Genomic DNA, 23,679 nt, shown 5'->3' on the forward strand with positions numbered 1-23,679 from the left:
AACACCCGAAACGTGACCAACCGGAACGCGGAACGGGCCGCCCACCGGTGGTGGGCGGCCCGTTCGAGGAGGTGGATCAGGCGGACAGCAGCTGGGCGCAGCGGATCAGGCCCAGGTGCGAGTACGCCTGCGGGTGGTTGCCGAGGGAGCGCTCCGCGATCGGGTCGTACTCCTCCGACAGCAGGCCCGTCGGGCCGGCGGTGTCCACGATCTGCTGGAACAGCTCCTCCGCCTCGGTGCGGCGACCGGTGAGCAGGTAGGCCTCGATCAGCCACGCCGCGCACAGGTGGAACCCGCCCTCGTCACCGGGCAGGCCGTCGTCCCGCCGGTAGCGGTAGACGGTGGAGCCGCTGCGCAGCTCCGCCTCGATGGCGGTGACGGTGGCGCGGAACCGCTCGTCGGAGGGGTCGATCAGACCCGACAGGCCGACGTAGAGCGAGGCCGCGTCGAGGTCGGAGCCCTCGTAGGCGGTGGTGAACGCCTGCACGTCCGGGTGCCAGCCGTTCTTCACGACGTCCTCGGCGATCTGGTCGCGCAGCGGGACCCACGCCTCGTCGAGCTCGCGGCCGTAGGTCTCGGCGATCTTGACCGCGCGGTCCAGCGTCACCCAGCACATCACCTTGGAGTAGACGTGGTGACGCGGCGCGTCGCGCTCCTCCCAGATGCCGTGGTCGGGCTCGAACCAGCGCTTGCCGACCGCGTCTGCCATCGCCGTGACCAGCTCCCAGTCGCTGTCCCGGACCGTGCCGGTGGCCTGCGCGAGGTGCGCGATCAGCTCCACGACCGGACCGAACACGTCGAGCTGGACCTGCTGGTCGGCGAGGTTGCCGACGCGCACCGGACGCGAACCGGCGTAGCCGGGCAGGCTGTCGATGACGGCCTCCGGGCCGAGGCCGGTGCCCTGCAGCGAGTACAGCGGGTGCAGCCGCTCCGGCCCCGGCACGCTCTCCAGCACCCGGTGCAGCCAGTCCAGGAACGCCTCCGCCTCGCCGTTCGAGCCGAGCGTGACCAGCGCCTGGGCGGTCATCGCGCCGTCGCGCAGCCAGCAGTAGCGGTAGTCCCAGTTGCGGACGCCGCCGATCTCCTCGGGGAGCGAGGTGGTGGCGGCGGCCATGATCGCGCCGGTGTCGGAGTGCACCAGGCCGCGCAGCGTCAGCGCCGAGCGGGCCACCAGGTCGCGCTCGACCTCCGGGAGCGACAGCGTCTTCATCCACTCCGACCAGTACGCCTCGGCCTCGGCCCGGCGGGCGGGCTCGTCGGTGGGCGTGAGGTCCTCGGTGCCGCCGCGCATCTCCAGCACCACCGGCTCGCCCTCGGTGAGTTCGAGGACGGCCTTGGCGGACTGGTGCATGCCGTCGGAGGTGATCTCCCACTGCACGCCGGGCGAGTGCAGCACCATCGGCTCGGAGGTGCCCTGCACGCGCAGGCCCCCGGCCTCGGGCGTGATCCGCACCGGCACCTGGCCGAACTCCGGCCGCGGCGCGAACTCCACCGACACCGTCGTGCTGCCGTTGATCACCCGCACCAGGTCGGTGCGGTGGCTGTCGGTGCCGTGCGCCAGGTAGTCGGTGACCAGCAGCCGCGACCAGCGGGTCTCCACGGTCATGGTGTTGGGCACGTAGCGCTGGCCCAGCGGCAGCGGGCTGCGCTGACCGCCGTTGCCCACGGCGTGCGGGCGGATGCTGAAGTGCCCGGCGGTCGGGCCGCCGAGCAGGTCGGCGAACACCGCGGCCGAGTCCGGCCCGGGGTGGCACATCCAGGTCACCCGGGCGTCCGGGGTGAGCAGCGCGATCGTGCGCTCGTTGGACAGCATGGTCAGCCGCTCGATGGGCGGCGCCTGCTCGCCGTAGAGCCAGGTGCGCCGCTCCTCCATGAGGAACGCGAGCACGGTGGCCACGTCGGTCGTGCTGCTGATCCGGTGCGCGGCCAGCGACTCGCCCTCGCCGACCTTGATGCCCAGGTCGGGGCCCTGGAGGCGGGCGAAGGCCTTCTCGTCGGTGACGTCGTCGCCGAGGAAGATCGCGGCGGTGGCGCCGACCTGGTGGCGCAGAGCGTCGAGCGCGTTGCCCTTGTCGGTCTGCACCACGGCCAGCTCGATGACGGCCTTGCCCTCGGTGACCTGCACGCCGTCCCACCGGGCGGGGCCGGTGCGGACGGCGTCGAGGACGGTTTCGGCCACGTCGGGCTCGGCGCGTCGGACGTGGACGGCGACGCTGGCCGGCTTGGCCTCCAGCGTCACGCCGGTCTGGCCGCGCACGATGTCCTGCACGGCGACCTGCAACTCGGTCCGGAGCTGGGTGGCCTCGGGTTCGAGCCCGTGCACGAAGCCGACGTCGAACTCCGAGCCGTGGCTGCCGACGAGGTGGACCTCGGCGGGCAACCGGGACAGGGTGGCGAGGTCGCGCAGCGCACGACCGGAGATCACCGCCGTGGTGGTCGCGGGCAGCGCGGCGAGCGAGCGCAGCGCGTGCACGGATTCGGGTAGCGGTTTGGCCTGGGTCGGGTCGGCCACGATCGGCGCGAGCGTGCCGTCGTAGTCGCAGGCGACCAGAAGTCGAGGCGTCCGCGCGAGCTGCACGATCACGCGTCGCAGCTCCGCAGGCAGGGCTTCGGCGGTCAACGCCATACTCCTTGGGGCAGGTCAAGTCTGGATGGATCGATCCGGAACGCCTGAGGCGATAACCATCAGCTGGCGACCGGTTCTGCTCAGTATCGCCGACGCGGTGGGATCCGCTGTTGCGGACCGGTTACCGTCAGCTACTCCACGAGGGGCGCGCCCAACGCTTCGAGGAACGACCGCGCCCAGCGGTCGACGTCGTGCGTGAGCACTTGCCTACGCAGAGCGCGCATCCTACGGCGGCCCTCCGCCTCGTCGATCTCCAGGGCGGCGAGCAACGCGTCCTTCACCCCGTCCAGGTTATGGGGATTCACCAGGAACGCACTGGTGAGCTCGGCGGCCGCCCCGGCGAACTCGCTGAGCACGAGCGCCCCGCCCAGGTCGTACCGGCACGCGACGTACTCCTTGCAGACCAGGTTCATCCCGTCGCGCACGGGGGTCACGACCATGACGTCGGCCGCGGCGTACAGCGCGACCAGGTCCTTCTTGTCGACCGAGGTGTGCAGGTAGTGCACGGCCGGGTGACCGACACGCCCGAACAGGCCGTTGATCCGGCCGACCTCGCGCTCGATGCCGTCGCGCATCTGCTTGTAGTGCTCGACGCGTTCCCGGCTGGGCGTGGCGACCTGGATCATCGTCACGTCCTCGGCCTTGATCTGGCCCTCGGCGAGCAGCTCGTGCATGGCGTGCAGGCGCACGTCGATGCCCTTGGTGTAGTCCAGCCGGTCCACCCCGAGCATGATCTTGCGCGGGTTGCCCAGGTCCGCGCGCAGCTTCTTGACCCGCTGCTGGACGTCCTTGCTGCGCGCGAGCCGGTCGAGCTCGGTGGAGGCGATGGAGATCGGGAACGCGCCGACCCGCACCGTCCGGTCGCCGACCTGCACGACGCCGGGCCGGTTGCGCACGCCGACCTGACCGCGGCTGGGTTCGAAGCCGGCGAGCCTGCGCGCCAGCCACAGGAAGTTCTGCGCGCCGCCGGGCCGGTGGAAGCCGACCAGGTCGGCGCCGAGCAGGCCGCGCACGATCTCGGTCCGCCACGGCAGCTGCATGAACAGCTCGACCGGCGGGAACGGGATGTGCAGGAAGAAGCCGATCCGCAGGTCGGGCCGGAGCTCGCGGAGCATCGCGGGCACCAGCTGCAGCTGGTAGTCCTGCACCCACACGGTGGCGCCCTCGGCGCTGACCTCGGCGGCGGCCTCGGCGAAGCGGCGGTTGACCCGCTGGTAGGCGTTCCACCAGGAGCGGTCGAACACCGGCGGCACGACCACGTCGTGGTACAGCGGCCACAGCGTGGCGTTGGAGAAGCCCTCGTAGTACTCGGCGAACTCCGACGCCGACAGCCGCACCGGGTACAGCTGCATATCGCCGTCGTCGAACGGCTGGACCTCGACGTCGGCGACGCCCGGCCAGCCGACCCAGGCGCCTCGCCGGGCCCGCAGGAACGGTTCGAGCGCGGTGACCAGCCCGCCGGGGCTGTGCTTCCAGCGCTCGGTGCCGTCCTCCAGCTTCTCCAGGTCGACGGGTAGCCGGTTGGCGACCACGACGAAGTCCGCCCGGCCGGAACTCCTCTTGGGCTCGTCGCCCTCGCTCACCGGAAACCCTCCCGCCATGTGTCCACCTGGAGTTGTGAGGCTACTCAAACGGCCTCTTCATCGCGTGCTTCGTGTGGCCCAAACACCCTCGCGTGTTTCGGTCCGGATGGGGCCTTAACTTCGTCGCGGTTGCGTTGCGCGGCAAGTCCTTCTCAGTCCAGCCGCCGCCTGCTGGGGCGCAGCGGTCCGGACAGCCTGGGCCCGGAGATCCGCCGCTCCAGGTTGCCGAGCCTGCTGCGCACCGGCTGCGCCAGGTACTCGCCGAGCACCACGCCCGCGCCCAGCGCCAGACCCGTGGCCACCGCCAGCATGAGCGTGGCGACACCGGTCGGGCTGCCCAGCACCGACAGCTCGAACAGACCCCGGTAGGTCGCCAGACCGGGCAGCAGCGGCGACACCGCGGAGACCGCGATGACCAGCGCCGGGATCTGCAACCGCCGGGCGACGATGCCGCCGACGAAACCGACGACGGTGGTGGCCACCGCACCGGCCAGCACGGGGTTGAGCGCCACGCCGTCGTCCATGGTCAGCGTCGCGTACACCCCGGCGGCCACGCCGCCGCCGATGCCGGCGATGAGCAGCGGTCGCGGCGGCGCGTAGCTGGCCAGCGCGAAGCAGGCCGAGGTGGAGGCACCGGCGAGCACCTGCACCGACAGCACCAGCCCGGGCGCGGTCACCTGCGCTCTCCCGAGCGATTGGGCGTCGAGCCCGGCGACCTGGTCGCCGCCGATGCGCAGGCCGATGTAGAGCGCGAGCACCACGCCCGCGATGAGCCCGGCGGTCATCATCGCCAGTTCCGCCATCCGGCCCGCCGCGGTGACGTTGTAGCCGGTGATGGCGCCTGCATGGAACCGACGACGGTCATCCCGGACAGCAGCACGATGATGCTCGCGGCGATCGCCAGCGGCGCGCTGCTCAGCAGGCCCAGCGCGTAGGCGCCGAGCGCGATGGTGGTCGCCACGGCGCCGCCGACGGCTTGCTGGAAGAAGAACGGCAGGGCGCGCTTGTTCAGCAGCCGCCCGACGCGGTCGACCAGCGCGGTGGTGCCGGCGGCGACCATCGGCAGGAACGGGTCGTTGCCGCCGCCGAGCAGCACCGCCAGCGAGGCGGCCATGCCAGCCCAGGCCAGGGTGGCGACCCAGCGCGGGAACGGGTGCGAGGCGGTGGTGATCCGGTCCAGGTCGGCGTAGGCGTCGCTGGCGCTGATCTCGCCCGCGGTGATGCGCCGAAGCAGCTTCTCGACGTCGGCGAGGCGGGTGTAGTCGATGGAGCGGTTGCGGACCACGCGCAGCGACGTGATCGGCGGCTGCTCGGTGCCTCTGTAGCAGGAGACGGTGATCGACGTGTAGATCACGTCGACCTCGCAGTGCGGCAGACCGTAGGCGCTGACCACGCCGATGATCGTCGCGGTGACGTCGGAGGCACCCGCGCCGCTGGCCATCTGCACCTCACCGATGCGCAGGCCGAGGTCGAGGACCAGGTGGACGGTTGATTCGTCGGGCAGCGAGGGCCCGTAGACGACGTTGCGAGAGCCCGGGACGATGGTCTGCTCGGGGTCGCGCCGCCGCAGCACACCACGCGCGCGCTGCGTGATTCCCACCGCGGTCTTTCCTTCCTGCCGCGCCCCGCGAGCGGAGCGCCGCCGTGGCTGATCTTCCCCTCGGGCATCGCCTGTCATGAGCGGACCGTTGCAGTCGGCATCTGTGGCTTCCATCACTGGTCGTGGGCGCACGCGCGGCCGCCTCCCGAGCCGAGCGCAGCGGCGCTTACGATGTTCGCGCACACCTCGTTGTCGCGCGCCGCTGTAGCTCAGTTGGTAGAGCGCCCGCCTTGTAAGCGGATGGTCAGGGGTTCGAGTCCCCTCAGCGGCTCCGAGCGTACCTGACCAGGTCTTTTGACTGAGCGGGTACGCCTGTGTCCGCTCCGCCACAGTCCGCTCCGGAGAATTCTGGTCCCGGGACCAGCAAGAATGCGTCGAATCGCTCAGAACCTGCGATCACGAGCCCATTTCCGGAGTTGAAGATCACTTCGGACGCGGCGGCTGGACACCGGACTACTCCGACCTATACCGTCCCTGCGGTCGTCGATCGTGAATTCTGGTGGGGTTACTGGTGCGCATTGCCGTTGACGATCTGACAGACCCGGAGATCGAGTCTTTCCTGCAGGGGCACATCAGCGAGATGCGCGCGGTCTCGCCGCCCGGGAGCACGCACGCGCTGGAGCTCAGCTCCCTGCGACGACCTGGGGTTACGTTCTGGTCCGCCCGCGAGGGCGACGCGGTGCTGGGCTGCGGGGCGATCAAAGAAATCGATCTTGAACACGCCGAGATCAAATCAATGCGCACGGACCCGTCGCACAAGAATCGCGGAATCGCGTCGCAACTGCTGACGCACATCATCGGCGAATCGAAACTCATGGGCTACACGCGCCTGAGCTTGGAAACCGGTTCGGCCGATTTCTTCGAACCCGCCCGCAAGCTCTACCTCAAGCACGGCTTCGACTACTGCGAACCCTTCGCCGAATACCGCAAAGACCCCAACAGCGTCTTCATGACCAGAACGCTCTGACCCGGACACCGACGTCGGCGCCGCGGTCGGCGACGGCGGCGCATCATGGGGGTGTGGCTGGTGGACCGACGCTGACGGACAGGCTGTTCCGGGTGGCGGTGTGGCTCAAGGGCCTGGACGCCGTGACCCAGCTGCTCGGCGGCGTGCTGCTGATCTTCTTCTCGCCGCGCGAGCTGACCCGGATCGCGCACGGCGTGGTGACGCGCGATCTGCTCGGCCCGCCGACCGGCGCGCTCGCCGGGCACTTCGAGGAGGCGGTGCAGCACTTCGCGGGCGGCACCCGCGCCTTCGTGATCGGCTACCTGCTGGTGCACGGCCTGATCAAGCTCGTCCTGGTGATCGCGCTGCTGCGCAAGGCGGTCCGCTGGTACCCGGTGGCCATCACCGCGCTGGGCCTGTTCGTGCTCTTCGAACTGGCCCGGGGCGTGCAGACGCACTCGCTGGTGCTGCCCGCGCTCACCGCGCTGGACATCGCGATCATCGTGCTGGTGATCAAGGAGTATCGCGAGATCCGTCGGGACTCCGCCTGAGCCGGAGGGTAATCCGATCTCCCGGGGTTGAATTGCGTTGGGAAATACTGGGAATTGCCGGGTGCCGCATTTCCCGGTGATTGGCGAGTTGTGCTCAAGCAATGGACAGCACCACTCGATCGAGTGAAGGTCGATTTCGGCTCTCGCCCAACCGCGAACCGAAGGAGACCAACGTGTCGCTCGTCCGCAATCTCGCCGGACTCGCCGGTGCCGTGATCGCCGGCGGCCTGCTGGCGGTGCCCGCGCAGGCAGCCCCCACCCCGCAGGACGTCCAGCCGTACATCATCGATGGCCGCGAGGTGGACAGCGCGCCGTGGGCGGCCCGGCTGTTCGTCGACGACCAGGAGACCTGCACCGCCTCGATCATCGCCCCCGAGTGGATCCTCACCGCTCAGCACTGCGTCGCCGACGCGGCCGACGGCAATGGCCTGAGCTTCAACGTCGGCGACGTCGACCAGACCAAGGGCGAGCACGTCAACGCCATCCCCGGCGAGGTGCACATCCACGACACCGCCGACATCGCCCTGGTCAAGATCGACAAGGCGGTGCAGACCGACTACGCGCCGCTGGGCGACCCGGGCACCGTCGCCAACGGCGACACCGTGCAGACCTACGGCTGGGGAGCGACCTGCACCGACAAGCCGGAGATCGAGTGCCAGGCGCCGATCCTCAAGGTCGCCGACGTCAACGTGACCGGCGTGAACGGCGACTGCACCGACTACCGAGGCGGCCAGGCCATCTGCGCCTCGCGCGGGGACGGCATCCCGGCGGGCGGCGACTCCGGCGGCCCCATGTTCGCCGGTGACAAGCAGGTCGGCGTGGCCTCCACCAGCGACCGCGCGACCTCGACGGCCTACGTCAACATCACCGAGTACCGCGACTGGATCTCGGGCCTGGCCGGCGTCTGATCGACCTCCCACCGGGGCCCCCGACGCAGGCACGGGTCCCCACTCCAGCGGGCGCATTCGCCCGGGGCGTGCCGGCCCCGGCGGGTGCGCCCGCTTCCATTTCTCACCTGATCCGAGCAGTATTCACAAGACCGGAAGATTTCCTGCCCTACGCGGATCAGCCGCTCCCGGAATCAGCGTTTCCGCTGGTCAGAGGTTGCCGGAAATTGTCCTGCAAATCCCCGGAGAGACCGGCTAGCACCGGCTCAGACGGCGAATCAACGTTTCTGTAGTGCTTCTCACGTGTAAAATCGAGAATCGCCTGGTAGATGCCGGAAGAAAGGCGTGAGAACCTGACTCACGACGGATGTTCTGTTAAGTTGGCACAACATGACCGGCGATAAACCGAGCCATAAACACGAAGATCGGAATGGCGGAAGCGGTTCAGCCGGACGGTTGGAGATCGACGCTCCGGTCGTCGCGGACGGCCCTGAGCTCTACCGGATCACTCGCGATTCGGCAGTGCTCGATGTGAACTCGTCCTACGCATATTTGTTGTGGTGCCGGGACTTCTCGCAGACCTCCGCGGTGGCGCGTGTCGACGGTGCGGTCGTGGGCTTCGTGACCGGGTTCATCCGGCCCGACGCTCCGGACACCCTCGTGGTGTGGCAGATCGCCGTCGATGCCTCCCAGCGCGGTGGTGGCGTGGCCGGCAAGCTGCTGAACCACCTGGTCGATCGAGTGCGGGGGCGCGACGTGCGATTCCTGGAGACCACGATCACCCCGGACAACACCGCATCGATCAAGCTTTTCAGCGCGCTGGCGCGCGACCGAGCGACGCAGATCACCAGCAGCGAGTTGTTCACCGCTGACCTGTTCCCGGACTCGCACCTGGGAGAGGACCTGTACCGCATCGGGCCGTTCGACGCCGCCTGAGGCAAAGCCACTCCACTCTTTCCCGTCTTCAAGCGCCGGGCGCCCGCGCGCCGTCGGCCGAACGGAGGATCCGTGAACGACATCTTCGCCACCCTCGAATCTGAAGTCCGCAGCTACAGCAGAACGTGGCCGACCACGTTCGACCGCGCGGTCGGGAGCTACCTCTACGACGAGGACGGCACCGGCTACCTCGACTTCTTCGCCGGCGCGGGTGCGCTCAACTACGGGCACAACAACCCCGCGCTCAAGCAGAAGCTGCTCGACTACATCGCCCGCGACGGCGTGACCCACGGTCTCGACCAGGCCACCAAGGCCAAGGCCGAGTTCCTGGAGTCGTTCAACACCAACGTGCTGCAGCGGCGCGGGCTGAACTACAAGGTCCAGTTCCCCGGCCCGACGGGCACCAACTCGGTGGAGTCGGCGCTGAAGCTGGCCCGCAAGATCACCGGCCGCGAGTCGATCATCAGCTTCACCAACGCCTTCCACGGCATGACGCTGGGCTCGCTGTCGGTCACCGGTAACTCGATGAAGCGCGGCGGCGCGGGCATCCCGCTGGTGCACGCCACCCCGATGCCCTACGACGACTACTTCGACGGCCAGGTGCCCGACTTCCTGTACTTCGAGCGGATGCTCGAGGACAGCGGCTCGGGCCTCAACGAGCCGGCGGCGGTCATCGTCGAGACGCTGCAGGGCGAGGGCGGCATCAACTCCTCGCGGCCGGAGTGGCTGCGCGGCCTCTACGACCTGTGCCAGAAGCACGGGATGCTGATGATCGTCGACGACGTGCAGATGGGCTGCGGCCGGACCGGTCCGTTCTTCTCCTTCGAGGAGGCCGGCATCCAGCCCGACATCGTCTGCCTGTCGAAGTCCATCGGCGGCTACGGCATGCCGCTGGCGCTGACGCTGATCAAGCCCGAGCACGACGTGTGGGAGCCGGGCGAGCACAACGGCACGTTCCGCGGCAACAACCCCGCGTTCGTCACCGCCGCCGAGGCCTTCCGGCTGTACTGGTCGAACGACGAGCTGGAGAAGTCGACCATCGCCAAGGGCGAGCGGGTCGGCCAGGTGCTGGAGGAGATCGCCGCCGAGCACGGTGGCGCCATCGCCAAGGGCCGCGGGCTGGCTCGCGGCCTGGGCTTCGAGGACACCAACGTGGCGGGCAAGGTCTCCAAGGCCGCGTTCGACCGCAAGCTGCTGATGGAGACCTCCGGTCCCTCCAGCGAGGTCCTCAAGATCATGCCGCCGCTGACCGTCTCCGACGACGAGCTGGAGAAGGGCCTGGAGATCGTGCGCGACTCGGTTCGTGCCGTTTTGGCCTGATTCGACGTTGCTTCCGCGGGTCGGGAGGGTGAAAAAGCCATTCGAACGGCTTTCACCTCTCCCGACCCGAGCACGTCGTGCGGCAAGCTGCGTGTGGCGCGTTCCCGCGCAGTGCACCAACCAAGATTCACAGGAGGAAACGTGATCGTCCGGCACCTCTCGGAGATCGAGGACACCGACGCCGACATCAAGACCGAGAACTGGCGCAGCAAGCGCATTCTCCTCGCCAAGGACAAGCTGGGCTTCTCGGTGCACGAGACCACGCTGTACGCCGGCACGGTGAACGACTTCTGGTACGCCAACCACATCGAAGCCGTGTTCATCACCGAGGGCGAGGGCGAGGTCGAGAACAAGGCGACCGGTGAGGTCCACCAGCTGAAGCCGGGTTCGATCTACGTGCTCAACGACGCCGACAAGCACCAGGTGCGCCCCAAGACGACCATGAAGACCGTGTGCGTGTTCAACCCGCCGGTCACCGGTCGCGAGGTGCACGACGAGAACGGCGTCTACCCGCTGATCGTCGAGGACTGATCATCGCGGGCTGATTCAGCTCCACGCGCGGCGGGTACCCGGAGACCGGGGACCCGCCGCGCTGTCATTCACCACCAGGGTTTTCCCCACGCGTGCGACGTGGGGGAACGCGGGCACTCGACGTGTGCCGCTTCTCAACGAGGAACCGAGAACGGCGGGCGGTGTCATCCAGACATCGATCCGCTCCGGCGGGAATTCGCGAAGGAGGCGCAACCCATGACCGTCGCTGATCTGAGCACCACGGACCGCTACCCGACGCGGGGCTCCGATTCGGCGTTGCTCGAACGGACCGATCCGACCGTCTGGTCCGGTGGGCCCACCGGACCGGCCACGCGCGACGAGCTGGCCGCCCACGACACCAAGGGCTTCCACGTCCAGGAGGGGCTGCTGTCCCCCGCGGAGGTGCAGACCTACTGGCAGGAGCTGGAGCGGCTGACCCGCGACGAGGAGGTCCGCGCCGACGAGCGCACGATCATCGAGCGCTCGTCCGACGAGGTCCGGTCCATCTTCGAGGTGCACCGGATCAGTCCGCTGATCGGGGAGCTGACCCGCGATCCGCGGGTGCTCGACCGGGCCAGGCAGATCCTGGGGTCGGACGTGTACGTGCACCAGAGCCGGATCAACTACATGCCCGGTTTCCGCGGCACCGGCTTCTACTGGCACTCCGACTTCGAGACCTGGCACGCCGAGGACGGGATGCCGGGCCCGCGCGCGGTGAGCATCTCGATCGCGCTGACCGACAACTTCCCGTTCAACGGCGGTCTGATGATCATGCCGGGTGCTCACCGCACGTTCGTCTCGTGCGCGGGTGAGACCCCGGAGCAGAACCACAAGACCTCGCTCAAGCAGCAGCGGGTGGGCGTCCCGTCCGAGGAGGCCATCACCAAGCTCGCCTACGAGCACGGGATCGAGCAGTTCACCGGCCCGGCGGGCTCGGCCCTGTGGTTCGACTCCAACTGCATGCACGGTTCGGGCAACAACATCACGCCCTATCCGCGCTCGAACATCTTCATCGTGTTCAACAGCGCGGAGAACTCGCTGGTGGATCCCTACGCGGCCACCGCCCCACGCCCGAACCACATCGCCTCCAGGGACTTCACCCCCCTGCAACGCTGACACCGACGGCTGGGCTCGGAGCGGGGCGCCTGACCACAAGGCACCCCGCTCCACCCTCCGGCACGCCCGTCCCGAGGCGAGGTCACGGTGACAACGTCCGTTGCCAGTGGACAGTTTTAGCCATAATTATCCGGACAAAAAGGACATCGATCACGGGTGATTATGGCTAAAACTGTCCGCTGCCCTCACCTCACGGGGTGGGCGGCGAGGACTTGGCCGATCTCTGTGGCGACTTCGGGGTTGAGGAGGGGGTACCTGCCGCCGGCCACGAAGCGTTCTGAGAGTTCGAAGGTGATGACCTCGCCCTGGGCGAGGAGTTCGGCCGTGGCTCGGGGCTGGGTGGCGACGTTGTCCGGGTGGGTGATGGTGACGTCGGCGTAGGTGGCCGCGAGGTAGGGGCTGGCGAACTGGGTGAAGGAGTCGCCGACCACCCGGACCGGGACCGTGATCATGCCCGGTTTCGGGGTCGACCTCAGGTGCAGCGGCTCGTGGAAGTCGCTGGGCTTGAACTGCGTGTTGTCCTCTCCCCCGTCCGGTGCCAGCGCGTAGGCCTGGATGTCCACCGCGCGGTCCTGGCCCAGCAGGTCGGGGATGTCGGCGCTGTGCGGGTACCGCCGCGACGGCGTCATCTTCCAGGTGCCGGTGATGCCCGGCGAAAGCCGTTCCGCCAGCTGGTAGACCATCGTCGCGCCGCCCTCGTGGGTCCAGTGCGTGTCGATGTCGTGGTAGATCGGGTGCCCGTTGCGCTCGGCCGCTCGGCGCAGCGGCGCGCGCAGGTCGATCGCGCCGGTCGCCTTCGGGACCCGCCGCCAGAACTCCTCCCGGGCCGCCTCCGAGCAGTCCTTCCCCGCGTAGTTCTCCGGCAGGTGCTCGGGGTACGCGGTCGACTTGTCCGGGGCGATGACCAGCTGGAACGTCCGGCCCGACGACTCCACGGCCTTCCGCCACGCGCGGAGCCCGGCGATGATCTCGTCCGTCGTGCGGCTCGGCACGCAGCGGTACGACACGTCGTGCCCCAGGTACAGCCAGCCGTCGCGGCCCTCGATGACCGGCGGGAACACGCTCTCGTCGATCGGCGGTTTGGCGTCCACCTGCCCCGCGCCGACCGGCGAGCTGTGCGACCCGCCCGCCAGCGGCGCGGGCTCGCCGAACACGCCCCTGCTGATGCCGCTGACCGCCTGCACCGCCGCCTTGCGGAACGGCAGGTGATCGGTGGCCCACCCGTTCAACCCGGTGAAGAACCCGAAACCCTCGGTGACGCTGGGGAACTCGGCCAGCGGCCGGTTCTCCAGCTGTTCCGGCCGCGCCCCGAACAACCAGCTGCTCAACGGCGCGCTGAAGAACGCCAGCGCGCAGATCAACGCCACCAGCTGACGTCGGCCGTGCCGAGGCCGGTGCAGCGGGTGATCCCGCGGCAACCACGCCTCGTGCACCGGAGGCAGCTCCGGAGTCCTCACCTGTCCCCTCCTAGAACTGGTAGTACAGGAACGGGCTGAACGTGCCGGTGGCGACGAGCAGGCCCGCGTAGCCGAGGCCCGCCGTGAGCACCACCGCGCGCACGGCGTAGGCCTCGCGGGTGCGGACCGCCTCCAGGAACGGGCCGGTGCCCGAACCCGCTGGCAGCAGCACCACGATCAGTGCGATCAGCAGGAAGAACAACCGCTGGTGGGTCACCGACGCCGCGACGATGTCGGTCAGCCCCGCCAGGTCCGGGACCAGCATGTGCCCGAGCATCCCCAGCGCGCTGCCCAGGTCGGGTGCGCGGAAGAACACCCAGCCGACCACCACCAGCAGCAGCGTCAACGCCCGCCGCGCCAGTCGTGACCGCAGGTCCGCGGGTGCGGCCGACCAGCCGAAGCGGCGCTCCAGCACCAGCAGACCGCCGTGGAACAGCCCCCACACCAGGTAGGTCCACGCGGCGCCGTGCCAGAAACCGGTCAGCACGAAGATGATCGTCAGGTTCCGGTACGTCGTCGCCGTGCCGCGGCGGTTGCCGCCGAGCGGGATGTAGACGTAGTCGCGGAACCAGCGCGACAGCGACATGTGCCAGCGCCGCCAGAACTCGGTGATCGTCACCGACGAGTAGGGCCGCGCGAAGTTCTCCGGCAGCCGGAACCCCAGCATCCGCCCCAGCCCGATCGCCATGTCCGAGTAGCCGGAGAAGTCGAAGTACAGCTGCATCGTGTAGCCGATCGCGCCCAGCCAGGCGATCGCGAACGTCATGTCCTGCGCGGGAGTCGCGAAGCACGCGTCGACCATCGGCGCCAGCGTGTCGGCGACGACGACCTTCTTCGTCAAACCCCAGGCGAAGCGCGGGAACCCGGCCGCGATGTCGTCGAGCCGGTGCGTGCGGCGCTGCGGCAGCTGGTCGGCGATCTCCCGGTAGCGCACGATCGGACCCGCCACCAGCTGCGGGAACATCGCGATGTAGGTGACGAACGAGACCGGGTCCCGCAGCGCCGGGCGCTCGCCCCGGTAGATGTCCACCACGTAGGAGATGTGGTGGAACGTGTAGAACGAGATGCCGATCGGCAACGCCAGGTGCAGCACCGGGTAGTCGCCGCCGAACCAGCGCGCCAGCACCGCCAGCTGCTCGGTCGCGAACCCCGCGTACTTCCAGATCAGCAGGATCGTCAGGTTGAACGCGACCACGCCGATCAGCAGCCACCGGCGGCGTTCCCGCTGCCCCGGCCAGTCGTCGCCCGGCTCCAGGCGGCGACCGGCCAGGAAGTTCACCGCGATGCACGCCAGCAGCAGCACCGTCGTGCCGCCCGCCCCGCTCGCGTAGAACAGCAGGCTGGCCAGCGCGACGACGACGTTGCGCCCGCTGCGGGGTGCCACCAGCACGACCGCGAGCACGGCCGGCAGGAAGTACCACAGGAACAGCGGCGAAGCGAAGGACATCGAAGGGCCTCGGTTGCGGGAGGCCCACGCCTCCTCGGATCGGTTGCCGGAGCAGCCTAACCGAGGTCAGCGCGTCGCAGGTCCGGAATGGACCGGGCTCTCGCCCCTCAGCGGACCCGGCGCCGCCGGGCGACCTCGGAGAGCACGACACCCGCGGCGACCGAGGCGTTGAGCGACTCGACGTCGCCGGCCATCGGGATCGACACCGTCTGGTCGCAGGTCTCGCGCACCAGGCGCGACAGCCCCCGCCCCTCCGAGCCGACGACGACCACCAGCGGGCCGGTGGCCAGCTCCAGCTCGTCGGAGGTGATGTCGGAGTCCGCGTCGAGGCCGACGACCATCAGCCCGGCCTCCTTGTAGTCCTTGAGCGTGCGCGTGAGGTTGACGGCCTTGGCGACCGGCAGCTTCGCCGCCGTGCCCGCGCTCGTCCGCCACGCCACCGCCGTGATCCCGGCGCTGCGCCGCTGCGGCACGACCACGCCGTGCGCGCCGAACGCGGCCGCCGAGCGGATCACCGCGCCCAGGTTGCGCGGGTCGGTGACGCCGTCGAGCGCCACGATCAGCGGCGGCAGGCCGGTGTCCTGCGCGGCCGCGAGCACCTCGTCGGGGTGGGCGTAGTCGAACGGCGGCACCTGCAGGGCCAGGCCCTGGTGCATCGCGTTGTGGGTGAGCCGGTCCAGCTCGACGCGCGGCACGTCGAGCACCGGGATGCCCCGGTTCTTGGCCTCGCGCACCGCTTCGGTGACCCGGTCGTCGACGTCGATGCCCTGCGCGACGTACATGCCGCTGGCCGGGACGCCTGCGCGGACGCACTCCACCACCGGGTTGCGCCCGGCGACGAGCTCGGGCGCGTTCTCCGCCGCGGCCTGGCGCTTGGCGCGCTGCTGGTCGGCCTTGGCGCGCTGGTCGGCGCGCTTCTTGGCCGGGTGCGTGACGCGGTCCTCCGCCTTCGGGGTCGGGCCCTTGCCCTTGAGACCGCGCCGCCGCTGCCCGCCGGAACCGACGACCATGCCCTTCTTGTTGGTCTTGCGCACGCCACCGCGGCGCTTGTCGTTGCCGGCCACGAGTTACCCGTCTTTCAATGTCCACGTCGGACCGTCGGGGGTGTCCTCGACGGCGATCCCGCCCTCCTGCAGCCGGTCTCGCAGCAGGTCGGCGGTGGCGAAGTCCTTCTCCGCGCGCGCCTTCTGGCGCTGCTCCAGCACCAGGCGCACGGCCTCGCCGAGGGCGTCGCGGGCGGCGTCGCCGCCCTCCTCGGCCCACTGCGGCGACAGCGGGTCCAGGCCGAGCACCCCGGTCATCGCGCGCACCGACGACGCGGCCGCGCGGGCCGCCTCGTCGTCACCGCGGTCCAGCGCGGCGTTGCCCTCGCGGACCGCCGCGTGGATGGCGGCGGTCGCCTGCGGCGTGCCCAGGTCGTCGTCGAGGGCTTCGGCGAACTCCGCGGCGACCTCGCCCGGCTCGACCGAACCGGCGCGGGAGACGACCTTGCGGACGAAGTTCTCGATCCGCCCGTACGCCGAAGCCGCCTCCTGCAGGCCCGCTTCGGAGAACTCGATGGTGGACCGGTAGTGCGGGGTGACCAGGTAGTACCGCAGCTCCACGGCCCGCGCGCGCTCCAGCACCACCGGGATGGACAGCACGTTGCCGAGCGACTTCGACATCTTCTCGCCGCTCATGGTGACCCACGCGTTGTGCATCCAGTACTGGGCGAACCCGTCGCCCGCGGCGTGCGACTGCGCCAGCTCGTTCTCGTGGTGCGGGAACACCAGGTCCAGGCCGCCGCCGTGGATGTCGAACTCGCCGCCCAGGTAGAAGGTCGCCATCGCCGAGCACTCCAGGTGCCAGCCGGGGCGCCCGTGGCCCCACGGCGTCGGCCAGCTCGGCTCGCCCGGCTTCGCGCCCTTCCAGAGCGTGAAGTCGCGCGGGTCGCGCTTGCCGGAGGCCAGCGACTCGCCCTGCTGCACCTCGTCGAGGCGCTGCCCGGAGAGCTTGCCGTACTGGTCGCCGTAGGAGGCGACGTCGAAGTAGACGTCCCCGCCGGACGGGTAGGCGTGGCCCTTGTCGATGAGGCGCTGGATCAGGTCGATCATCTGCGTGACGTGCCCGGTGGCGCGCGGCAGCACCGACGGCGGCAGGCAGCCCAGCCGGTCGTAGGCCGACTCGAAGGCGCGCTCGTGCGTGGCAGCCCACTCCCACCACGGCCGGCCCGCTTCGGCGGCCTTGGTGAGGATCTTGTCGTCGATGTCGGTGACGTTGCGCACCAGGCGCACGTCGTAGCCCGAGCGCTGCAGCCAGCGGCGCAGCACGTCGAAGTTCAGCCCGCTGCGGACGTGACCGACGTGCGGAACCCCCTGCACGGTGGCACCACAGACATAGATCGACGCCACTCCGTCGCAGCGCGGGTGGAACTCGCGCGTCGTGCGGGTCGCTGTGTCATGTAGGTGCAGGCTCACGACCCCGATGGTACGGGGAAGGGCTTCAGGGCAATCACGACAGGCCGATAGTCGTCAAGGGCAGGACCTGGCGCGCAGCGGTCGCTCTGCTCGGCGGTGCGGGTCGATCAGCGCAGGACGTGGGCGACCGCGTCGATCAGGCCGGTCGGGCGTTCGCTGGTCGGAGCGGGATCGACGATCGCGACCTCGCACCCGACACCGGCCGCGCCGCCGTCGGCCTCCTCGCTGTCGCCGACCATGAGCGCCTCCTCCGGGGCGACGCCGAGGCGCTCGCAAGCCCGCAGGAAGATCTTCGGATCCGGCTTGATCACCTCTTCGAGGTACGACAGCAGGAACTCGTCGACGTGCCGGCTGACGCCGAGGCGGTCGAAGGCCGGGCGGATGTCGAAGGCGATGTTGCTGATCACGCCCACCTTCACGCCCTGCTCGGACAACCGGCGCAGCACCTCGGCGGCGTCCGGGTACGGGGTCCACTGGTCGGGGTCGATCAGCCGGGCGTAGAGGGCGTGCGCCTGCCGGTCCGGGACGCCGGAGCTGCGCAGGACCTCGACGTAGACCTTGCGGTGCAGCTCGGGGTCGAGGTCGCGCTTCTCCCACGCGTCCAGGAACTCATCGCCGAGCTCGACGATCCGGCCGGTCGGTGCGGTCATCCGCCGCATGATCTCGGCCTGGGCGGAGAGGTCGAAGGGGGTTCCGTCGGAGTCGGTGAGGTCGGAGTACCAGGACGGGTTCTCCTCCAGTCGGAACAGGGTGCCGGAGAAGTCGAAGATCACCGCTCGCAGAGTCACACGGCCACGGTATGCGCGCCGGGCGAACCCGACATGAACATGCGGCCTAGCTCACGACCAGGGGCGGAGATTTCCCCCGTTCGCCGGGCTCCCGGGACGCCGGGGAACGGCCCTCCCGGGAATCGTCCCCGGCGAGAGGACAGTTTTAGCCAGAACTGTCCGGACAAAAGGGGCTTCGATCATGGGCAGTTCTGGCTAAAACTGCCCGCACTGGAGTGATGATTCCGCACTGCGGAAACGATCTCGGTCGGAGTCGTCGTTCTTCATCGGGAGGACGATGGCCGCGACGCTCGCCGCGGCGCTGAGCCACAGCAGCACGACCGCCAGCGCCAGGTCGAGCTCGTCGCCCAGCGACCACAGCACGACCGACACCGGCCACAACACCAGCGGCTGCACCACGAGCAGCCGACGCACCCACCGGTTCCGCTCGATCACCATGCTTCGAGGATCGCGCGCGTGCGCCCCCGATCAGAAGGGTGCGAGCCCTGAGTTTTCCCCGACTCCAACTACCCGTCACACCCGGGTAGCCGACCGTTACTCAGCGGAAAACCAGCGCGGTCGCCACCGCCGCGATGCCCTCGCCGCGCCCGGTCAGACCGAGCCCGTCGGAGGTCGTGCCGGACACCGACACCGGCGCCCCGACCGCCTTCGACAGCACCTCCTGCGCCTCCTCGCGGCGCTTGCCGATGCGCGGCGCGTTGCCGATCACCTGCACCGTCGCGTTGCCGATCGCGAAGCCCTCGGCGGCGATCCGCGAGCGAACCTCCTCCAGCAGCTCCGCACCGTGCGCGCCGGCCCAGCGATCGGCGCCGGTGCCGAAGACCGCGCCCAGATCCCCCAGGCCCGCGGCCGACAGCAGCGCGTCGCACAGCGCGTGCGAGGCGACGTCGCCGTCGGAGTGACCTGCGCAGCCGTCGGCGTCCGGCCACCGCAACCCGGCCATCCAGCACTCGCGTCCGGCCTGCACGGGGTGCACGTCGACGCCCTGCCCGACGAACGGCAGACGATCAGTCACTTCGGGGAACTCTCCTCGGCGGCCAGGACGGCCTCGGCGACCGCCAGGTCGAAGGCGGTGGTGATCTTCAGGGCGTCCGGGTGGCCGTCGACGGTGTGCACCTTGCCGCCGACGCGCTCGACCAGCCCGGCGTCGTCGGTGGCGATGTCGCCCGCAGCGGCGTAGGCCTGCCGCAGCACGTCGATGTTGAAGCCCTGAGGGGTCTGCACCGCTCGCAGCGGTGCGCGGTCGACGGTCTCCACGACCGCGCCCGACTCGTCGACCCGCTTGATCGTGTCGGTCACCGGCAGCACCGGGATCACGGCGGGCGCACCTGCCTCCACCGCGGACACGACATCGCGGATGACGCTCGACGGCGTGAAGCACCTCGCGGCGTCGTGCACCAGCACGACGTGCGCGTCCGGGGCCACGTCGGCGACGGCGCCGAGCGCCAGGCGCACCGAGTCCGTTCGCTCGGCACCACCCGGCACCACGTGCGCGTTCGGCAGCGTGGCGAGCTCGGCCGCCACGACCTCGACCTGGTCGGGCGGCGAGGCCACCACGACGTGCTGCACGCGGTCCGAGCCCAGCAGGCCCCGGACCGCGCGCAGCAGCAGAGATTCACCTTTGACCGGAACCAGCGCCTTGGGCACGTTCAACCCCAGGCGCACCCCACGACCAGCGGCGGGGACCAGCGCGACAACGCTCACGCTCTAGCCGTTCCGATCACTCACACCGCAGCGGCGAGGACTTCGTCCAGCAGCGTTTCCGCTTTGCCCTCGTCAGTGCCCTCGGCCAGCGCCAGCTCGCTGACCAGGATCTGACGAGCCTTCGCCAGCATTCGCTTCTCGCCTGCGGACAGGCCACGATCCTTCTCGCGTCGCCAGAGGTCGCGCACCACTTCGGCCACCTTGTTCACATCGCCCGAGGCGAGTTTCTCCAGGTTGGCCTTGTACCGACGAGACCAGTTCGTGGGCTCCTCGGTGTGCGGGGCCCGCAGCACGTCGAAAACTCGATCCAGACCCTCTTGACCGACTACGTCCCGAACACCGACGATCTCGGCGTTGTCCGCGGGAACGCGCACCGTCAGGTCACCCTGCGCAACCTTGAGGACGAGGTACTGCTTCTCCTCGCCCTTGATCACACGGGTCTCGATTGCTTCGATGAGCGCGGCACCGTGGTGCGGGTAGACGACGGTCTCTCCGACCTTGAAAACCATGTGTCCTCTGCCCCTTTCGCTACCCCTACTTTAACACGTAGGGCAACCGGGCTTCGACCACCTCACCATCCGTAATCGCAGGTCAGAGCGTGGGCGGTACTTGACAAGAAGCGCTCCGACGTGCAAGGCAGCCCCTTTCGGCCCTGTGAAACCGTCCATAATGGACCGTCCGTACGGGTGGTTCTGCGGGCCTGTCGCGGCCCGCCGATACGTAGTTCGGCAAGCCCCTGCGCGACCCCCGGCGGACGGGGACTAAGCTCCACGTGGTTGTCCGGCAATCAGGAAGGGACGCTGCAACCGTGAGCCGCCCTCAGCACCTCAAGGCCGTCCGCCTGCGGTTGATCCCGGCCGCACTCGGACTCGGCGCCGTCGTCGCCCTCGCCGGCTGCAGTGCCGGTCAGGTCACCGAGACCGACACGCAGGTTGCCGCCGTCAACGGCGGTAGCGGCGATGCGCAGCAGGTCGCCGTCCGCAACGCCACGCTCGCGTTCCCGACCGAGGGCGCGTTCTACCGCGCCGGCTCGTCGGCCCCGCTCGAGCTGGTCCTGAGCAACACCGGCCCGAACGACAAGCTCGTGCAGGTCACGAGCCCGTTCGCGGCGTCCGGCCAGGTCGGCGGCACGACCGACCTGCCGACCAACACCTCGCTGCACGCGTCGGGCCCGACGACCAAGCCCGCGGGCAACGACCAGCGCACCGTGCAGATCGTGCTGAACGGCCTCAAGCAGGACATCACGCCCGGCGTGACGGTCCCGGTGACCTTCGTGTTCGAGAAGGCCGGCCCGGTCACCGTCCAGGTCCCGATCGGCGCGGACCACAACCCGCGTCCCGAGCACGGCAGCCCCGCCGAAGGCCAGCACGCCGGCGGCGGTCACTGACCCAGACCTTCTCAGCGCGAAGGCCCCCGGAGCCCGGCTCCGGGGGCCTTCGTCGTCCCCGCCCCCTCACGTCGAAGACCCCGGATGTTGCGGTTCTCGACCTCCGGAGGGGTGCGGGTGAGTCGGTGCGGGTGATCGTCGGGGTGGGTGGATAGCCTCGCGGCGTGCCTCCCAAGACCTCTCGTTCCCGTCCTGCGTTCCGGTGCGCCGACTGCGGCCACGAGGTCGCCAAGTGGGTGGGGCGGTGTCCCGGGTGCCAGGCGTGGGGGACGATCGAGGAGGCCGCTGCCGCCCGGCCCGCGCTGGCGAAGGTCTCCGCCGGGGCGCCGAGCACTCCGGCGCGACCGATCGCCGAGGTGGACCTCGACTCGGCCCGATCCGTGTCGACCGGGATCGGCGAGCTGGACCGGGTGCTGGGCGGCGGGATCGTGCCCGGGGCCGTCGTGCTGCTGGCCGGCGAGCCCGGTGTGGGGAAGAGCACACTTCTGCTGGAGGTCGCGCACCGCTGGGCCTCCGGCGCCTCCCCCGGCGCTTCGCTGTACGTCACCGGTGAGGAATCCGCAGGTCAGGTGCGCCTTCGTGCGGAGCGGACCGACTCGGTGCACCCGGAGCTCTTCCTCGGCGCCGAGAGCGACCTGTCCGCGGTGCTGGGGCACGTCGACGCGGTCAAGCCCGGCCTGCTCATCGTCGACTCGGTGCAGACCGTCCAGTCCCCCGACGCCGACGGCAGCCCGGGCGGGGTGACGCAGGTCCGCGCGGTGACCACGGCGCTGGTGGCGCTGGCCAAGGAGCGCGGGCTGCCGGTCGTGCTGGTCGGGCACGTCACCAAGGACGGCGCGGTCGCCGGGCCGCGCGTGCTGGAGCACCTGGTGGACGTGGTGCTGCAGTTCGAGGGCGACCGGCACTCCTCGCTGCGGATGCTGCGCGGCGTGAAGAACCGCTTCGGCCCGTCCGACGAGGTCGGCTGCTTCGAGCAGCGCGATGACGGCATCGCCGAGGTCCCGGACCCGTCGGGCCTGTTCATCAACCGGCAGGAGGCCGCCGTGGACGGCACGGCGGTGACGGTCATGGTCGAGGGCAAGCGGCCGCTGCTGGTGGAGATCCAGGCGCTGCTGATGAAGACCGAGATGGCGATGCCGCGCCGCTCGGTGAGCGGCCTGGACTCGGCCCGGGTGTCGATGATGCTGGCGGTGCTGGGCAAGCACGGGCACATCCCGACCGGCTCGCACGACGTGTTCGCCGCGACCGTGGGCGGCACCAAGATCGGCGAACCGGCCGCGGACCTGGCGATCGCGATGGCGGTCGCGTCCTCGCAGACCGGCCGCCCGCTGCCGCCGAACCTGGTGGTGATCGGCGAGGTCGGGTTGGCGGGCGAGATCCGCCGCGTCAACGGCGTCGGACGACGTCTCGCCGAGGCCGCCCGGCTCGGCTTCGACCGCGCCCTGGTCCCGCCGGACCCGGGCCCGCTGCCCAAGGGCATCAAGGTCACCGAAGTCGCCACGATCAAGGACGCCTTGAAACTGGTCCGCCGCCGCAAGCAGGAGGACTAGGAGCGGTTGATCTCTCGCCCCGCGTGGCGGTGCGGTGGGGAAGAGAATGCGGCTCCGCCGCATCCCTCAACGGCCTCAGGGCACGACCTTGAACGGCACGGGTGCGCTGGTGATCGAGGTGAGGCGCGCGACGACCTGGTAGTCGCCCGGCGGGACGGGCTTCTGACCTTCGACGGCGCAGCCGGGAACCGAGGTCAGGCCGGACCACAGCACGTCGTTGCGGACGGGCTTGCCGGGTTCGAGGACGGGCTGCTCGTTGGTCGACTCCGCGTAGCAGTCGTTGCTGGACCACACGTGCCGTCCGGCTGGCGTGGTCACCTCGATCTCGCGGAGCATCCGGTTGAGGTCGCGCGCGCAGCGCTGCGGGCCGGTGTTGGTGACGGTGGCGGCCAGTCCGATCCGCTCACCGGCCCGGAAGGCGGGCTGCCCGACCTCGGCCGCGACGCGCACCACCTCGTCGGGGCACGCCTGCGGCGCGGTGTCGGCGGCGACCGCCAGAGGCGCGCCCGCCGCCTGCGGGACCGGTTCGGGCTGGCCGGGCCCGGCGATCAGGGCGATCACGCCCCACCCGACGAGTCCGACCGCTAACAGGGCCGCCGAGACCGCCACGGCGCGGCGACGCCAGTACACCGCAGGTGGCAACGGACCGTTCGGATCAAACACGAACCGACAGTAACGTGTCGGATACTCTGAATGGACCCCTCAATGATCGCCCGATGGGGCGCATCCGTTGCCGCGCTCAGTGATCGCCGGGCTTCTTCCGGGTGATCACCGAGCGCCTGGCAGGATCTGCA

23 protein-coding genes and 1 tRNA gene are annotated in these 23,679 nt (G+C 69.9%); 10 read left to right on the top strand and 14 right to left on the bottom strand.

Going from position 1 to position 23,679, the window contains the following annotated elements; all coding sequences use genetic code 11:
- Positions 1-76: 76 nt before the first annotated feature.
- From otsB to REH65_RS15720, 4 genes are all read right to left on the bottom strand, one after another.
- Positions 77-2,626, bottom strand: a complete 2,550-nt coding sequence (gene otsB / locus REH65_RS15705) for a trehalose-phosphatase (RefSeq protein ID WP_406692977.1) — start codon at positions 2,624-2,626, stop codon at positions 77-79.
- Positions 2,627-2,757: 131 nt separating this feature from the next.
- The gene (locus tag REH65_RS15710) at positions 2,758-4,227 is read right to left on the bottom strand and encodes a trehalose-6-phosphate synthase (RefSeq protein WP_406692978.1); all 1,470 of its coding nucleotides are present in this window, start codon (positions 4,225-4,227) and stop codon (positions 2,758-2,760) included.
- A 134-nt stretch (positions 4,228-4,361) separates the two neighbouring features.
- Positions 4,362-5,012, bottom strand: coding sequence for a threonine/serine exporter family protein (locus REH65_RS15715; RefSeq protein WP_406692979.1), 651 nt, complete (start codon positions 5,010-5,012; stop codon positions 4,362-4,364).
- The gene (locus REH65_RS15720; protein ID WP_406692980.1) at positions 4,994-5,809 is read right to left on the bottom strand and encodes a threonine/serine exporter family protein; all 816 of its coding nucleotides are present in this window, start codon (positions 5,807-5,809) and stop codon (positions 4,994-4,996) included. The genes REH65_RS15715 and REH65_RS15720 overlap by 19 nt, the downstream gene beginning before the upstream one ends.
- Positions 5,810-6,007: 198 nt before the next feature.
- On the opposite strand from REH65_RS15720, the gene REH65_RS15725 reads away from it, so the two are divergent.
- The 8 genes from REH65_RS15725 (at position 6,008) to thpD (ending at position 12,096) form a co-directional block, all read left to right on the top strand.
- Positions 6,008-6,080 (top strand) — tRNA-Thr (locus REH65_RS15725).
- Between the two features lie 228 nt (positions 6,081-6,308).
- Positions 6,309-6,776 carry a GNAT family N-acetyltransferase gene (locus REH65_RS15730; RefSeq protein WP_281457022.1) on the top strand — a complete coding sequence of 156 codons (468 nt, stop codon included), beginning with the start codon at positions 6,309-6,311 and terminating at the stop codon, positions 6,774-6,776.
- A 53-nt stretch (positions 6,777-6,829) separates the two neighbouring features.
- On the top strand, positions 6,830-7,306 hold the full coding sequence (locus REH65_RS15735; RefSeq protein ID WP_406692981.1) for a DUF2127 domain-containing protein: 477 nt from the start codon (positions 6,830-6,832) through the stop codon (positions 7,304-7,306).
- 173 nt (positions 7,307-7,479) lie between these two features.
- The gene (locus REH65_RS15740; protein ID WP_281457024.1) at positions 7,480-8,214 is read left to right on the top strand and encodes a trypsin-like serine protease; all 735 of its coding nucleotides are present in this window, start codon (positions 7,480-7,482) and stop codon (positions 8,212-8,214) included.
- Between the two features lie 435 nt (positions 8,215-8,649).
- Positions 8,650-9,129 (top strand): diaminobutyrate acetyltransferase, encoded by a 480-nt coding sequence (gene ectA / locus REH65_RS15745; protein ID WP_281457025.1) that lies wholly within the window; start codon positions 8,650-8,652, stop codon positions 9,127-9,129.
- A 72-nt stretch (positions 9,130-9,201) separates the two neighbouring features.
- A complete protein-coding gene (gene ectB / locus REH65_RS15750) occupies positions 9,202-10,449 on the top strand; it encodes a diaminobutyrate--2-oxoglutarate transaminase (protein ID WP_281457026.1) in 1,248 nt (415 codons plus the stop codon).
- A gap of 141 nt (positions 10,450-10,590) precedes the next feature.
- Entirely contained in the window at positions 10,591-10,980 is a 390-nt protein-coding gene (locus REH65_RS15755) for an ectoine synthase (RefSeq protein WP_093415539.1), read from the top strand.
- Positions 10,981-11,196: 216 nt separating this feature from the next.
- Positions 11,197-12,096 (top strand): ectoine hydroxylase, encoded by a 900-nt coding sequence (thpD, locus tag REH65_RS15760; protein WP_406692982.1) that lies wholly within the window; start codon positions 11,197-11,199, stop codon positions 12,094-12,096.
- Between the two features lie 185 nt (positions 12,097-12,281).
- Here thpD and REH65_RS15765 read toward each other — a convergent pair whose 3' ends face one another.
- From REH65_RS15765 to REH65_RS15805, 9 genes are all read right to left on the bottom strand, one after another.
- A complete protein-coding gene (locus REH65_RS15765; RefSeq protein WP_406692983.1) occupies positions 12,282-13,553 on the bottom strand; it encodes an alginate O-acetyltransferase AlgX-related protein in 1,272 nt (423 codons plus the stop codon).
- A 10-nt stretch (positions 13,554-13,563) separates the two neighbouring features.
- A complete protein-coding gene (locus REH65_RS15770) occupies positions 13,564-15,000 on the bottom strand; it encodes an MBOAT family O-acyltransferase (protein WP_406692984.1) in 1,437 nt (478 codons plus the stop codon).
- Positions 15,001-15,107: 107 nt separating this feature from the next.
- Positions 15,108-16,064, bottom strand: a complete 957-nt coding sequence (gene rlmB, locus REH65_RS15775) for a 23S rRNA (guanosine(2251)-2'-O)-methyltransferase RlmB (protein ID WP_281457030.1) — start codon at positions 16,062-16,064, stop codon at positions 15,108-15,110.
- Positions 16,065-16,067: 3 nt separating this feature from the next.
- Positions 16,068-17,456, bottom strand: coding sequence for a cysteine--tRNA ligase (cysS, locus tag REH65_RS15780; RefSeq protein WP_406692985.1), 1,389 nt, complete (start codon positions 17,454-17,456; stop codon positions 16,068-16,070).
- A gap of 107 nt (positions 17,457-17,563) precedes the next feature.
- Positions 17,564-18,244: an HAD family hydrolase gene (locus REH65_RS15785; RefSeq protein ID WP_406692986.1), complete on the bottom strand. Its 681-nt coding sequence runs from the start codon at positions 18,242-18,244 to the stop codon at positions 17,564-17,566.
- 195 nt (positions 18,245-18,439) lie between these two features.
- The gene (locus tag REH65_RS15790) at positions 18,440-18,682 is read right to left on the bottom strand and encodes a hypothetical protein (RefSeq protein WP_281457033.1); all 243 of its coding nucleotides are present in this window, start codon (positions 18,680-18,682) and stop codon (positions 18,440-18,442) included.
- A 100-nt stretch (positions 18,683-18,782) separates the two neighbouring features.
- Complete coding sequence (ispF, locus tag REH65_RS15795; RefSeq protein WP_406692987.1) at positions 18,783-19,259, bottom strand: 2-C-methyl-D-erythritol 2,4-cyclodiphosphate synthase; 477 nt, start codon at positions 19,257-19,259, stop codon at positions 18,783-18,785.
- Positions 19,256-19,948, bottom strand: coding sequence for a 2-C-methyl-D-erythritol 4-phosphate cytidylyltransferase (gene ispD / locus REH65_RS15800; protein WP_406692988.1), 693 nt, complete (start codon positions 19,946-19,948; stop codon positions 19,256-19,258). The genes ispF and ispD overlap by 4 nt, the downstream gene beginning before the upstream one ends.
- Before the next feature lie 20 nt (positions 19,949-19,968).
- A complete protein-coding gene (locus REH65_RS15805) occupies positions 19,969-20,457 on the bottom strand; it encodes a CarD family transcriptional regulator (RefSeq protein ID WP_132623361.1) in 489 nt (162 codons plus the stop codon).
- Positions 20,458-20,756: 299 nt separating this feature from the next.
- Between REH65_RS15805 and REH65_RS15810 the strand changes: the two genes are divergently transcribed.
- Entirely contained in the window at positions 20,757-21,335 is a 579-nt protein-coding gene (locus REH65_RS15810; protein ID WP_406692989.1) for a hypothetical protein, read from the top strand.
- Between the two features lie 164 nt (positions 21,336-21,499).
- A complete protein-coding gene (gene radA, locus REH65_RS15815; RefSeq protein WP_281457037.1) occupies positions 21,500-22,885 on the top strand; it encodes a DNA repair protein RadA in 1,386 nt (461 codons plus the stop codon).
- Positions 22,886-22,960: 75 nt separating this feature from the next.
- Here the strand turns inward: radA and REH65_RS15820 are convergent, their stop codons facing one another.
- Positions 22,961-23,548: a hypothetical protein gene (locus REH65_RS15820; protein WP_406692990.1), complete on the bottom strand. Its 588-nt coding sequence runs from the start codon at positions 23,546-23,548 to the stop codon at positions 22,961-22,963.
- Positions 23,549-23,679: the final 131 nt, after the last annotated feature.

The sequence above is a fragment of the Saccharopolyspora sp. ID03-671 genome, from assembly GCF_045278815.1.
Classification (GTDB): Bacteria; Actinomycetota; Actinomycetes; order Mycobacteriales; family Pseudonocardiaceae; genus Saccharopolyspora; species Saccharopolyspora ipomoeae.